Genomic DNA, 12,037 nt, shown 5'->3' with positions numbered 1-12,037 from the left:
GGGATCTCATAACCAACCCAAATTAGTTGGCCAGCACCACATAATGCGAAAACTCTTTTTCACAGTATTTGCATTTGAGGGCGATATCATTGGCGCGTTTTTTCACTGCAAAGCTGGAGGATACCGGTTCCGCGTGGCTGATGCAGTTGCTGTTCGGGCAAACCAGCACATTATTAATACGCTCTGGCAGGCTGGGGCGTGATTTCCCGACTACGTCGTAGTTGTCGATGCGGTTAACGGTGGCCTGCGGCGCGTACAGAGCAAGTTGGTTAACCTGCTCATCGGTGAGGAAGGTGTTTTCTATTTTGATTAAGTCTTTACGCCCCATCTCGCCAGACGGGAGATTCAGACCGATAGTGATTCGCTGATCGGTCTCGGTCAATTTAAACAGACTCAGCAGTTTAAAGCCTACCTGCGCAGGGATATGGTCAATCACGGTGCCGCATTTAATGGCTTCAACCTGCAGTTTGTTATCGTGTGTCATCGCTTTTCTCCCTTACAGACTCAGTTCGCTATTCAGTACCAACGCCAGTAACGCCTGGCGAGCGAAAATACCGTTGCCCGCCTGTTGGAAGTACCAGGCGTGTGGCGTTTTATCCACATCCGTGGTGATTTCATCAATGCGCGGCAGCGGGTGCAGCACTTTCATATTTTCACGCGCGCCGTTCAGGTCGCTGGCGCGCAGAACAAACTGCGCCTTCACATTGGCGTACTCCGACGGGTCGAGACGCTCTTTCTGTACGCGAGTCATATAGAGGATGTCGACGTCGGCCATGACCTCTTCAATAGACCCATGCAGGCTCCAGGCCATTCCTTTTTCATCCAGCATATCCAGAATGTACTGCGGCATCGCCAGCGCGTCCGGCGCGATAAAATAAAAACGGTTGCCGCTAAATTTCGCCAGCGCCTGGGTTAGCGAATGCACGGTGCGGCCATATTTCAGATCGCCGACCATCGCGATATGCAAGTTATCCAGACGGCCCTGGGTTTCCTGGATGGTGAACAGATCCAACAGGGTCTGCGTCGGATGCTGGTTTGAACCGTCGCCCGCATTGAGCACCGGCACATGACCGGAAAACTCCGTCGCCAGACGTGCCGCGCCTTCTTGCGGATGGCGCATCACAATCGCGTCCACGTAAGTGCTAATCACTGAGATCGTGTCGGCTAACGTTTCTCCTTTTTTCCCCAGCGACGTGTTGGCGCTGTCGGAGAAGCCCACTACGCTGGCGCCCAGGCGATGCATTGAAGTTTCAAACGACAGGCGGGTACGCGTGGAGGCTTCGAAAAAGCAGCTGGCGATCACTTTATGTTTCAATAGCTCCGGCTGCGGGTTGGCTTTTAATTTCGCCGCCGTCGCCAGTACCAGATTAAGATCGTCGCGGCTGAGGTCGTTTATGGAAATGATATGTTTTTGATATAGCGGGTTAGCCATGTTTATCTCCTGACGCCTGGGCAAAAAAAAGCCCCTCAATTGAGGGGCTTGGTATTGGTTTTCAACGGAAAGAAAAACGGCAGGCCTGCGTCCTTTTTCAGACGCGGTAAGACAGAATGTCGTACACACTGAACCATGCTTCCTCCCGGCAAATTGTCCGCGATTATACTCAGCTCTGTTTGGGGATCAAGCAATTAATGCATGATTTACTCATCGCAAACGGTTCTTATGAATTTAAATTCATTTTAAGCAAATAATTAATTTGTTTGTGTACCAGCGCCGTGCGCTGAACGACCCGTGGTGCGACCCAGACAATACTGCTACCGGCAACGACGCCGAGAATTTCCGGCAATGCGTGGTAATCCAGAATTCTCGCGACGGCGCGACCATAACCTGCCGCCGTATGGATAAGGATAAATTCGCTATTATGTTCAACGCTGACGACCATTTCGGCTATTGAACGTCCGGCATCCGGCGAAGGACGCCGCTGGGGATTTACGGAATAAATCTTTTGTCCCTTCGTATTTCTGATTTTTATTGCGCCCAGCAGCTTGAGCAGGCGCGAAACCGTAGACTGACTAATACCTTCAAATCCCTCATTTTGTAAATCGCGGCGAATCTCCTCCTGGGACAGGTAACTTTTTTCACTAATCAGGCGCTGACAAACCGCCAGTTGCTGTTGTTCTTTGGCGGAGTAATCATCGTATTCCTTCATAAATGCACCTTATCTTTATTATTGATATCAACGGACTGGCGAAATTCATCACATTTGTCACATTGATTGCGGATCAATCGGGCGGTTTTGCAGGAAAATGAGAAGCCGATCAAAAAAGGTGACGGCGTGCCTGATGGCGCTGTGCTTATCAGTCCTGTCGGATAAGGCGCGTCGCCATCTGGCTCGTTACATCATCGCTCCGATGCTCAGTACCGCCATATTCAGCAATGTCAGGATCAGCAACAGCGGCGCGACCCATTTCAGATAGCGGACATAGGGAACCCGCGCGATTGCCAGACCGCCCATGACCACGGCGGAGGTGGGAGTAACCAGATTCACAATCCCGGAGGCCGACTGGTAGGCGGTTACGACCAAATCCCGTTGTACGTGGGCAAAATCCGCTAACGGCGCCATAATGGGCATCGTCAATACGGCAAGACCGGAAGAGGAGGGCACCAGGAAGGAGAGCAATACTTCCAGCCAGTAGGTTACGTTTATGAAAATGGTGGTAGAGAGGCCGGAAACCAGACTTTCCGCGCTGTGCAAAATGGTATGGGTAATCATACCGTTATCCATGACCACCACAATGCCGCGCGCGATACCAATAATTAGCGCCACGCCGAGCAAATCCCGCGCGCCGTCGATAAAGGTACTGGTGAACGCTTCCTCACCCATCCGCGTTATCACGCCAACGATAATCGCCGCCGCCAGAAAAACGCCGGAGATTTCCGCCATCCACCAGCCGAGAACCGCCACGCCGTAAATCATCACCGCGAAAGAGGCGGCGAAGATCAGCAGCACCCATTTCCGGGTAGCCGTAAACTCCAGCAGTGTATTGGCGCGATTGCCGAGGAAATGGGCGCGATTTTCCTCCATTTTATCCGCCACGACAGAAAGCTCAGGATGGGCGCGGACTTTGCGCGCATAGCGCATTACCCAAAACACGCACAGTACGTAGCCGACAATTAACAGCAGTACGCGCATCAGCATTCCCTGAGTAAAAGGGATGCCGGCGGCGTTGGCGGCAATGACCGTGGCGAAAGGGTTAATGGTCGAACCGAGCGTGCCTATCCCGGCGCCGAGCAGTACGGTTGCCGCCGCCACTAACGGATCGAAGCGGGCCGCCATCATAACTGGCACCAGCAGCGTGTAGAAGGGCAACGACTCCTCCGCCATGCCATAGATAGTGCCGCCTGCGGCGAACAGCGCCATCAGAATGGGGATCATCCACTCATCTTTGCCGTTGAGTTTGACTGTTACCCGTTCAATACCGGCATCAATCGCCCCCGTTTTATTCACCACCCCCAGAAAGCCGCCGATAATCAAGACAAACAGCGCGACGTCAATGGCGCCGGCGGTGTAGGTTTCGTGGTTATAGAGGCCGTCAATCGGCGCCAGTAAAACAGCGGTAATCCCTTGCGGATGCGCGTCCACGGGGGCATACGTTCCCGCCACCGGCACCTCTTTTCCCAGCGTGGCGTTCATCGCCATTTGGTATTTTCCCGCCGGCACAATCCAGGTCATCACCGCGACCAGGGCAATAAGAATAAACAGGATGGTATAAGCGGTGGGAAATTTAAATTTACCCATGATGTTCTCTCCTGATATCACGGATATGCGCCGCGAGGGCGCATATCCTGTGGGATTAGTCGCCGAGCGTCGCCACCATGACCGCTTTGATGGTGTGCATCCGGTTTTCCGCTTCATCGAAGACTATCGAGCCTGCGGACTCGAACACCTCTTCCGTGACCTCCAGTCCTTTCAGGCCGTAAGCCATTTCTATTTCGCGTCCCACTTTGGTGTGCTCGTTATGGAAGGCGGGCAGGCAGTGCATAAACTTCACATCAGGATTACCGGTAGCGTTTACTACCTGCTGGTTGACCTGATATGGCGTCATCAGACTGACGCGCTCCGCCCAGGCTTCTTTGGGTTCTCCCATCGAGACCCAGACGTCGGTATAGAGGAAATCCACACCGTGAACACCGTCTTCAACGCTCTCCGTTAAGGTGATACGAGCGCCGGTAACGCTGGCGATTTCCCGGCACTGCGCGACCAGCGCGGCATCAGGCCAGAAGGACTTTGGCGCTATCAGGCGGATATCCATGCCCATCTTCGCCGCGCCCACCATCAGCGAGTTGCCCATGTTGTTGCGCGCGTCGCCCAGGTAGGCGAAGCTCAGTTCCGGCAGCGTTTTACCCGGCGCGTGTTCCAGCATGGTCATCAGATCGGCCAGGATCTGTGTGGGGTGAAATTCATCGGTCAGGCCGTTCCAGACGGGAACGCCCGCGTATTCCCCCAGCTCTTCCACAATGTGTTGACCAAAACCGCGATATTCGATGCCGTCATACATCCGCCCCAGGACGCGAGCAGTATCTTTCATGGACTCTTTATGGCCGATCTGCGAGCCGCTTGGGCCGAGATAAGTCACCTGCGCGCCCTGGTCGAAAGCGGCGACTTCAAACGCGCATCGGGTGCGGGTAGAGGTTTTTTCAAAAATCAGCGCGATGTTTTTGCCGATCAGCGTTTGCTTTTCGCATCCGGCTTTTTTTGCGGCTTTCAGCTCAATAGCCAGATCGATGAGGTGTTGGATTTCCGCCGGGGTGTAGTCAAGCAGCTTCAAAAAGTTACGATTTTTCAGTGAAATAACCATTACAATATCCTTGTTAAAATGAATTGCCTGATGGCGCTGCGCTTATCCGGCCCACGGTTATGCGCGCTCTGTAGGCCGAATAAGGCGGAAGCCGCCATCCGGTAAAAAGCCTTATGCGTCAACGTCGGCGGTTTCACACCGAATCAAAGTGCCTTTCTCGCCCGCGAGAATGGCTTGCCCATCCGCCAGCGAGCCGATTCCGGCAATGCCGCGGCAATGGCTGACAAACTCAGCGCAGGCGGTCACTTTCGGGCCCATCGAACCGGCGTCGAACTGCATTTCACGAAGCAGCTCCGGCGTAACTTGCGCCAGCGGGCGTTGGGTGGGCTTACCCCAGTCGAGATACACCGCGTCGGCATCGGTCAGAATGAGCAGCGCGTCGGCGTGAATTTGGCTGGCAAGCAGGGCGGCGGACAGATCTTTGTCGATCACCGCCTCGATACCGTGGTAGCCATCGGCTTTTTCCACGACCGGCACACCGCCGCCGCCGTTACAGATAACCAGGTGATCGCGGCTAATCAGCGCGCGGATGGCATCGTTTTCCACAATGTGTTTCGGCTGCGGGGAGGGCACAACGCGGCGGAAGGCGTTACCGTCGGCTTTGAATACCCAGCCCTTTTCTGCCTGTAACGCACGGGCCTGCGCTTCGTCGTAAATCGGTCCGATATATTTGGTTGGATTGAGGAATGCCGGGTCGTTGGCATCGACTTCGACCTGGGTGAGCAGGACGCTGATTTCACGCTCCGGCAGATGATTCTTCAGCGCCTGTTGCAGCATGTAGCCAATCATGCCCTGGCTTTCCGCACCGAGAATATCGAGCGGGTAGGGCGTAACGTTAGCGTAGGCGCTATTTTGTAGCGCCAGCAGTCCTACCTGTGGGCCGTTGCCATGCACTAACACCACGCGCCATTGCCGGGTAAGCTGGGCGATGGTTCTGGCCGCCAGTTCGATATTTTTACGCTGAATATCAGCCTCCAGCGGTTCGCCGCGTTTGAGCAGCGCATTGCCGCCCAGCGCGACGACCAGTGTGCGTTTGTTTTCCATAACGTCTCCTTTAAATACCATCGCGTTCCAGTGGACAGCTCATGCAGCGTGCGCCCCCGCGCCCGCGACCCAGTTCATCGCCGGGAATGGGAAGGACGGTAATGCCGGCTTTGTCGTATTTTTCGTTGGTCCAGATGTTGCGCTCATAGCCCACCACCACGCCGGGACGCAGGGTGAGCACGTTATTGGCGTCATTCCACTGTTCGCGCTCAGCTTCAAATGCGTCGCCGCCAGTGGTGATTAAGCGCACCTGATCGATGCCAAGCGCTTTTTCAAGAGCATGAACCAGCGTGCTCTCCTGGGTTCGTTTCAGACCGCCGCGTCCGTCTGGCGTCAGCGTCCAGCACTGAACGTCCGGGCGAACGACTTCCGGATAGACGGAGAAGGTGTCGATATCAATGTGGGTCATGACGGTGTCAAGGTGCATACAGGAGCGATGTTTTGGCAGTTCAACGGCAATGACGCGTTCCGCCTGACGATGTTTAAACAATGCCTGCGCCAGGAACTCGACGCCCTGCGGCGTAGTACGTTCAGACATACCGATCAACACCGCGCCGCGGCCAATCACCAGCACATCGCCGCCCTCTAAAGTGGCGTGGTCGTAATTAATGTCCTCGTCGCCGAAATATTTAATGAAATCACCGTCTGCGAATTGAGGATGCCAGCGATAAATAGCACGTAAATTATTCGTTTCACGTTGGCGTGCAGGTTTCGCCATGGGGTTAATTGAGACGCCGTTATATATCCAGCAGGACGTGTCACGGGTAAATAGGTGATTCGGTAATGGCTTCATAATAAAGTCATTAATATCGTGAGTATCGACCACCATATTTTTTATGGAGGCGGGGATTTCGCCGTAAGTTAAACCGCCGCTTAAATGGCGAGCCAGTTCACGGTGCGGCATATCCGCCAACCAGGCGCGAATATCTGCGGCAAAGGTGGGCCCAAGGCGATAATCGGAAATTTGCGTGTCCAGTAGCCAGGCTTTAGCGTCAGCCACATCCAGCGTTTGGGTGAGCAGGTCGGTTAACAGCAACACTTCTATCCCTTGCTGGCGCAGCGTGTTGGCAAAAATGTCATGCTCTTCGCCAGCGCGCTCTACGGATAATACATCGTCAAAAAGTAATTCCTGACAATTTGAAGGGGTAAGTCTTTTTAGGCTGAGATTGGGCCGATGCAACATTACACTGCGTAATTGACCGATTTCAGAACCGACAAAATGCTTTTCCATCATTATACCTTTTACATAATTTCAAGAATAAAGAAGGAGTGGCTGCAAATATTTAGCGTGCTTGCAGTCGCGGCGTTTCAGTTAAATTCGGGAGCAATGATTGAATTTTATTTGGGTTGTTAATGTGATGAGATTCACATCAATCAAGGAGTGCTATTTTTCTTATTTAATATATGAGCCGGGTCAGAGAAATTCAAAAAACAATAAGGCATTAAATGAATTACTACGCAGCTATATGGTTTGTTATTTTTTTATTGTTAATTATTTGTTTGTTGTATTGAATGATATTTAAATCTTAACTAATTGAAAACAAAGTGATTATTTTTAAGAGTTGCATAACTATGCGTGAGGGGGATTTTATTATCGGGGATATTTAAATAATTTAAAAATAACTATGGATATAGAAGTCATTTATGCAGGGAGAGCGAATTGTGATCGCTAAAACGTTTTTATGTTAACGCCTTTAATATCAAAGGGTTGTTAGTGATGGCGATTTGGCGCCGCTGGGGTTTATGCATAGGTACTGCATAAAGTTGGGCGAACTATTAACAATATATAAACACCGCTGGCGATAAACATGCGCTGGCGCAAAATCGATGAGAGTAAGGGTAGTATGGCAGCCATTTTTCTCGTATAAAGAGAAAAAATAAAATGCTGTTTTAACTAAGGGGATGCGATGATTATTGGCAATATTGAACATCTGGAGGCCTGGCTGCCGACGGCGTTACGGCAGGCGATTGAGCACGTCAATGCGCATGTCACGGCAACGACCGCGCCAGGTAAGTATGACATTGACGGCGACAGGCTGTTTTATATGATTTCTGAAAATATGACGGAGCCGGGCGAATCGCGCAGCGCAGAGTATCACGCCCGTTATCTTGATATTCAGATTGTGCTACAAGGTCAGGAAGGGATGGCATTCAGTACCCGGCCTGCAGGAACGCCGCACACGGACTGGCTGACGGATAAAGACATTGCATTTTTACCGACGAGCGTCGACGAGAAAACCGTCGTCCTGAACGAAGGCGACTTTGTGGTGTTTTATCCCGGCGAAGTGCATAAGCCCCTGTGCGCGGTGGGAGAACCGGCGCGGGTACGTAAAGCGGTGGTGAAAATGCTGATGGCGTAATATTTTGTCCGGATGGCGGCGCCTGCACGTTGCGATTTTGTAGGCCAACCGCCATCCGGCATCATAACGACATTATTTAGACAGCGTCGCTACCATTACTGCTTTGATGGTATGCATTCGGTTTTCCGCTTCATCAAAGACAATGCTGGCCGCAGACTCAAAAACCTCGTCGGTCACTTCCATCCCGCCATGTAAACCGTACTCTTCGGCCATTTTTTTGCCGAGCGTGGTTTCGTCATCATGGAACGCAGGCAGACAATGCAGGAACTTAACCTGCGGATTGCCGGTTAACGCCATCATCTGGCTGTTGACCTGATAATCACGCAGCAGGGCAATACGCTCCGCCCATTTCTCTTTGGGTTCGCCCATAGAGACCCAAACATCGGTATAGATAAAATCCGCGCCTTTTACGCCTGAGGCGATATCTTCGGTCAGGGTGATGGCGCCGCCGTTCTTTTTCGCCATGGCGCTGCACTCCGCCACTAACGCGGCTTGCGGCCAGCAGGCTTTTGGCGCGACCAGACGGAGATCCACTCCTGTTAACGCGGCGGCTTCCAGCATGGAGTTACCCATGTTATTGCGTGCGTCTCCGGCATAGACCAGCGTCATCTCGTTAAAGGCTTTACCCGGCAGATGTTCCTGCATGGTGAGCAGATCCGCCAGTAATTGCGTTGGGTGATACTCATCGGTTAAACCGTTCCATACCGGCACACCGGAATATTCAGCCAGCGTTTCGACGATCTCCTGGCCATATCCTCGATACTGAATACCGTCAAACATCCGGCCCAGGACGCGGGCAGTATCTTTGATGGACTCTTTATGGCCGATCTGGCTCCCGCTGGAACCCAGGTACGTCACGCACGCCCCCTGATCGTATGCGGCAACTTCGAAAGAGCATCGTGTCCGGGTCGAGTCTTTTTCGAAGATGAGCGCAATATTTTTACCCACCAGCTTTTGTTCTTCTTTACCGTTTTTCTTATCGGCTTTTAGTTTGGCGGCAAGCTGCAACAGAGCAGTGAGTTCACTGGCGGTGAAATCAAGTAACTTTAAAAAAGGTTTTTGGTAAAACGTAGACATACTTCCCTCACATGGCTTAAGCCTCTCATTGAATTAAAATTCACTTTATATGGATGATTATTCATTTGCAACCCTGTTTGATAAAACTTTTCTCGATAAGGTGGAGGCAACGTCGGCGGTATGTGACAATAAGAGTATCGGCAGGACATCTATGAGGAACGAGCTATGGCAAACCCGGAATTACTGGAAGAGCAGCGTGAAGAAACGCGCTTAATTATTGAAGAGTTACTTGAGGACGGCAGCGATCCGGATGCGCTGTACACTATCGAGCATCACCTTTCCGCTGACGATTTCGAAACGTTGGAAAAAGCCGCGGTAGAAGCCTTTAAACTCGGCTATGAAGTGACGGAGCCGGAAGAGCTGGAAGTGGAAGAGGGCGATACGGTTATTTGTTGCGACATTCTCAGCGAGTGCGCGTTGAACGCCGAACTCATCGACGCTCAGGTTGAGCAACTGATGAACCTGGCGGAAAAATATGATGTTGAATACGACGGCTGGGGAACCTATTTTGAAGACCCTAATGGCGAAGAGGGTGACGACGACGATTATGTCGATGAAGATGACGACGGCGTGCGTCACTAAAGCTGTATAGTATGACGGTACGGCAGCGTCTGCTGTCGTATTTTTTTAACAGGTTACGTATGAATTACCCGCAAATACTCTCTCCGGTGCTTAATTTCCTGCATTGCCCGACGCCGCAGGCGTGGATTGTCCAGGCCCGCGATCCGCAAAATCTTCCTCTTCTGCTTACCGATCACTTGATCTGCGAACTGAAGGCTGCGCAAACCGCGTTGCTGTTGGTGCGTAAATATGTCGCTGATAAATCGGGCGCCGACGCGCTGCTCGCCTGGCTGCAACCTTACGAGGCGTTCGCGTTTCGTCAGGGGCCGGAGCCGGATTTTGTTGCCCTGCATAGACAGATTAGCAAAAGCGCCATGCCGCAAACTGATGACCCCTGGGGCCGTCAGCTTATCGACCGTATGGTGTTATTGATTAAAGAGGAGTTGCACCATTTTTGGCAGGTACGCGAGGTCATGCAGGCCAGAAACATTCCTTATGTGAAAATCACCGCCAGCCGCTACGCGAAAGGAATGTTGAAAGCGGTACGCACGCACGAACCGCTCACCTTAATTGATAAGCTGATTTGTGGGGCGTATATCGAAGCCCGCTCCTGCGAACGTTTTGCCGCTCTGGCGCCCTGGCTGGATGAGGATTTACAGACGTTTTATCTCTCGCTTCTGCGCTCCGAAGCGCGGCATTATCAGGATTACCTGGCGCTGGCGCAGCAGATTTCCACCGAGGACATTTCTGCGCGCGTGCGCTATTTTGGCGAGGTGGAAGCTGACCTTATCTTGTCGCCAGACCGCGAGTTTCGTTTTCATAGCGGCGTGCCAGCCGCCGGATAAAGGGTAAAATTAAAGATTAGCGTTTTTATCTTTTACGCTGTCGCCACCTGCGTGGTCATCCGCCCGACATCAAACTGCTGGCGAGCAGAAAAAGTCATTTTCATGATATTCTGTCCTGAGTAAAGCCTGCCCTGCGGCAGGCAAAAAGAACTCACTCAGTGTTATATTCCCGAAAGGTGACCTTGAACAATGCCATTTTTGCATCATCACTACGGGTTCTTGTGTTGAAATACTTACTGTTTCACGCCTTTTGACGCTTCAGAGCAGGTCTTGCCAACAAAGGTTTGTTTAATTTTGTTGATGGAGGTTGTTTTATTACCTCCTGCATCGACATCCGATTTCATGGTCATCGCAAATTCTGTATCGCTTATTTTCGTCGTTTCTACAATAGAGTGCGATTTGACATCAGGATTATTACAGACAGTCTCATTGATCAGTTTGGTATCCGTACTTTCTACAAATGTTGTCGTGCAACCGCCTGCACTGGTAGAAAAACCCTTCACCATTTTTTTAGAATCTCCAGACATTTTAGGGGTATAACACATAAGCGTCGCTATGCCCGAATTTTTTTCATCCATTAATACTTCTTTTGTATCTGGATTGATGGTGCGCATTTCTATATTTTCCATTTTCCATTCGCCGGGCTGTATATCTAATGCATATACATTAGAGATACTAATAAACATAGCGGGGAAAACAATTGCTGATAATAGGCTTTTCATTTATAACTTCCTTGAATAATAAGTGATTCCCGGATAACAGGATGTTTCCGGGATTACTTATATCAGCAAAAATAATACCTGGCGAGGATAAATAAACGCCTGGTTTTCAGAGATCCTTTAACATCCTCACTTCGCAATCGACATGTCCGGTGCAGCCGAGCGGTTCGCTAATATGTTCAAATCCTAAACGTTCGTATAGCGCAATCGCCTCGCGTAAAAAAGCCGTTGTTTCCAGATAGCAGCGTTTAAAACCCTGTTCACGGGCATGATCCAGCGCCATCAGCGCCAGCTTTTTCGCCAGTCCCTGACCACGAATCACCGGTAAAAAATACATTTTTTGCAGTTCACAAATGTCTGGTTCGCTACAGGATAACGGCGCCACGCCGCCGCCGCCCACCACACAACCGTTTTGCTCTACCACCCAGTAGGCCGCGCCCGGTTGGCTATAAACCTGATACAGTTCATCCAGATTGGGGTCGGCAACGGTATAACCTTTATCGGCGGTAAGTCCGTATTCCGCTGAAACCTGACGGATGACACGGGCAATAGCGGCATTGTCAGCGGCAGTGATTCGGCGCACCGTGAGCGTTGGCGAGGCGACATTATTCATAATATGGCTCAATTTTTAAAA

General features: G+C 51.4%; 16 protein-coding genes. 4 read left to right on the top strand and 12 right to left on the bottom strand.

Annotated elements, in window-relative coordinates; all coding sequences use genetic code 11:
- Positions 1 to 22 precede the first annotated feature (22 nt).
- Genes pyrI through pyrL form a run of 3 tightly spaced genes read right to left on the bottom strand, consistent with a single transcriptional unit; the run spans position 23 to position 1,569 of the window.
- On the bottom strand, positions 23 to 484 hold the full coding sequence (pyrI, locus tag OLG56_RS19225) for an aspartate carbamoyltransferase regulatory subunit (protein WP_000148567.1): 462 nt from the start codon (positions 482 to 484) through the stop codon (positions 23 to 25).
- A 12-nt stretch (positions 485 to 496) separates the two neighbouring features.
- On the bottom strand, positions 497 to 1,432 hold the full coding sequence (gene pyrB / locus OLG56_RS19220) for an aspartate carbamoyltransferase (RefSeq protein ID WP_000013034.1): 936 nt from the start codon (positions 1,430 to 1,432) through the stop codon (positions 497 to 499).
- Between the two features lie 35 nt (positions 1,433 to 1,467).
- The gene (gene pyrL, locus OLG56_RS19215; protein WP_000249504.1) at positions 1,468 to 1,569 is read right to left on the bottom strand and encodes a pyr operon leader peptide; all 102 of its coding nucleotides are present in this window, start codon (positions 1,567 to 1,569) and stop codon (positions 1,468 to 1,470) included.
- Between pyrL and OLG56_RS19210 the strand changes: the two genes are divergently transcribed.
- Complete coding sequence (locus OLG56_RS19210; protein ID WP_077905461.1) at positions 1,549 to 1,689, top strand: hypothetical protein; 141 nt, start codon at positions 1,549 to 1,551, stop codon at positions 1,687 to 1,689. The genes pyrL and OLG56_RS19210 overlap by 21 nt on opposite strands.
- On the opposite strand, the gene OLG56_RS19205 is transcribed toward OLG56_RS19210, so the two are convergent.
- The 5 genes from OLG56_RS19205 to arcA form a co-directional block, all read right to left on the bottom strand.
- Positions 1,659 to 2,147, bottom strand: a complete 489-nt coding sequence (locus tag OLG56_RS19205) for an arginine repressor (RefSeq protein ID WP_000666051.1) — start codon at positions 2,145 to 2,147, stop codon at positions 1,659 to 1,661. The two genes, OLG56_RS19210 and OLG56_RS19205, sit on opposite strands and share 31 nt — an antisense overlap.
- Positions 2,148 to 2,333: 186 nt before the next feature.
- Positions 2,334 to 3,737 (bottom strand): YfcC family protein, encoded by a 1,404-nt coding sequence (locus OLG56_RS19200; protein ID WP_000514438.1) that lies wholly within the window; start codon positions 3,735 to 3,737, stop codon positions 2,334 to 2,336.
- A gap of 55 nt (positions 3,738 to 3,792) precedes the next feature.
- A complete protein-coding gene (gene argF, locus OLG56_RS19195; protein WP_000237031.1) occupies positions 3,793 to 4,797 on the bottom strand; it encodes an ornithine carbamoyltransferase in 1,005 nt (334 codons plus the stop codon).
- Positions 4,798 to 4,908: 111 nt separating this feature from the next.
- Positions 4,909 to 5,841 (bottom strand): carbamate kinase, encoded by a 933-nt coding sequence (gene arcC / locus OLG56_RS19190; RefSeq protein WP_079980921.1) that lies wholly within the window; start codon positions 5,839 to 5,841, stop codon positions 4,909 to 4,911.
- Between the two features lie 10 nt (positions 5,842 to 5,851).
- A complete protein-coding gene (gene arcA, locus OLG56_RS19185; protein ID WP_000410838.1) occupies positions 5,852 to 7,072 on the bottom strand; it encodes an arginine deiminase in 1,221 nt (406 codons plus the stop codon).
- A gap of 676 nt (positions 7,073 to 7,748) precedes the next feature.
- On the opposite strand from arcA, the gene OLG56_RS19180 reads away from it, so the two are divergent.
- On the top strand, positions 7,749 to 8,201 hold the full coding sequence (locus OLG56_RS19180; protein WP_000583457.1) for a YhcH/YjgK/YiaL family protein: 453 nt from the start codon (positions 7,749 to 7,751) through the stop codon (positions 8,199 to 8,201).
- Positions 8,202 to 8,273: 72 nt separating this feature from the next.
- On the opposite strand, the gene argF (OLG56_RS19175) is transcribed toward OLG56_RS19180, so the two are convergent.
- Entirely contained in the window at positions 8,274 to 9,278 is a 1,005-nt protein-coding gene (argF, locus tag OLG56_RS19175; protein WP_079822034.1) for an ornithine carbamoyltransferase, read from the bottom strand.
- Positions 9,248 to 9,343, bottom strand: a complete 96-nt coding sequence (gene argL, locus OLG56_RS22400; protein ID WP_223148976.1) for a putative translational regulatory protein ArgL — start codon at positions 9,341 to 9,343, stop codon at positions 9,248 to 9,250. Before argL ends, argF (OLG56_RS19175) begins: the two co-directional genes overlap by 31 nt.
- Before the next feature lie 100 nt (positions 9,344 to 9,443).
- On the opposite strand from argL, the gene rraB reads away from it, so the two are divergent.
- On the top strand, positions 9,444 to 9,860 hold the full coding sequence (gene rraB / locus OLG56_RS19165) for a ribonuclease E inhibitor RraB (RefSeq protein WP_000002940.1): 417 nt from the start codon (positions 9,444 to 9,446) through the stop codon (positions 9,858 to 9,860).
- Positions 9,861 to 9,871: 11 nt separating this feature from the next.
- On the top strand, positions 9,872 to 10,684 hold the full coding sequence (miaE, locus tag OLG56_RS19160) for a tRNA isopentenyl-2-thiomethyl-A-37 hydroxylase MiaE (RefSeq protein WP_061377155.1): 813 nt from the start codon (positions 9,872 to 9,874) through the stop codon (positions 10,682 to 10,684).
- Positions 10,685 to 10,917: 233 nt separating this feature from the next.
- On the opposite strand, the gene OLG56_RS19155 is transcribed toward miaE, so the two are convergent.
- Entirely contained in the window at positions 10,918 to 11,406 is a 489-nt protein-coding gene (locus tag OLG56_RS19155) for a DUF3617 domain-containing protein (protein ID WP_061377154.1), read from the bottom strand.
- Between the two features lie 106 nt (positions 11,407 to 11,512).
- Positions 11,513 to 12,016 (bottom strand): GNAT family N-acetyltransferase, encoded by a 504-nt coding sequence (locus OLG56_RS19150; RefSeq protein WP_023231124.1) that lies wholly within the window; start codon positions 12,014 to 12,016, stop codon positions 11,513 to 11,515.
- Positions 12,017 to 12,037 lie beyond the last annotated feature (21 nt).

Origin of the sequence: Salmonella sp. 2018103 (assembly GCF_026247685.1) — a bacterium.
Lineage (GTDB): Bacteria > Pseudomonadota > Gammaproteobacteria > Enterobacterales > Enterobacteriaceae > Salmonella > Salmonella enterica.
This window is presented reverse-complemented; position numbering and strand designations above follow the sequence as displayed.